The following is a 663-nucleotide window of genomic DNA, read 5'->3' as shown; positions in this document are numbered from 1 at the left end:
CACGTGGCGGTACGTGAAAAACACCCTACCAGAATTCCGGAACGCTTCCCTGCTTTGCAGTGTCCGGGCCGCGAACCACACGACCGGCACGCTACGCATGTGCCAAGAAGGCAGGAACGGGGCGAAAAACCGGAATTGGGCGGGCGCTGGGTGGAGCCTGCAAGTCCGGGGCAAGCGCGGCCTGGGCGGGCAGCCACGCTGTTGCTGCTCCGGCCGGGGGAGATCGCTTCGTCGCCAAGCTCCTCGCGATGACGGTGGAGGGGGCCCCGGACCGCCCTGCCCACTACCCACTGCCCACTGCCCACTGCCTACTGCCTACTGCCCACTGCCTACTGCCCACTGCCTACTGCCTACTGCCTACTGCCTACTGCGCACTGCCTACTGCAAACTGCAAACTGCCCGCTGACTGCTGACACCTAAACACTGATCGCTTCCATGAGAAAGTCCGCCAAGAAGACCGTGGCCGTTGTGGAATGCACGCCCATTGAACGGATGGGCTTGGAGATCATGCTCAATAGCTGGCCCCGGGGGCGCCTGCTGTTCAGCGCCCGGGACGGGCTGGAGTACGAGGCCCTGTGTGCGGAGCACGGTGTGCCAGAGCTGGTGGTGATGGAGCTGGACCTGCCCAACCGCGACGGCTGGGAGCTGCTGGAGTGGATGAAG

The 663-nt window shown here is 64.6% G+C and carries 1 protein-coding gene; it reads left to right on the top strand.

Annotation, left to right across the window (positions count from 1 at the left end; all coding sequences use genetic code 11):
- Positions 1-435: 435 nt before the first annotated feature.
- A partial coding sequence (locus KDD36_15190) for a hypothetical protein (GenBank protein ID MCB0397993.1) occupies positions 436-663 on the top strand: 228 nt, incomplete at its 3' end.

Source organism: Flavobacteriales bacterium, from assembly GCA_020435415.1.
Taxonomy (GTDB): Bacteria; Bacteroidota; Bacteroidia; order JACJYZ01; family JACJYZ01; genus JACJYZ01.
This window is presented reverse-complemented; position numbering and strand designations above follow the sequence as displayed.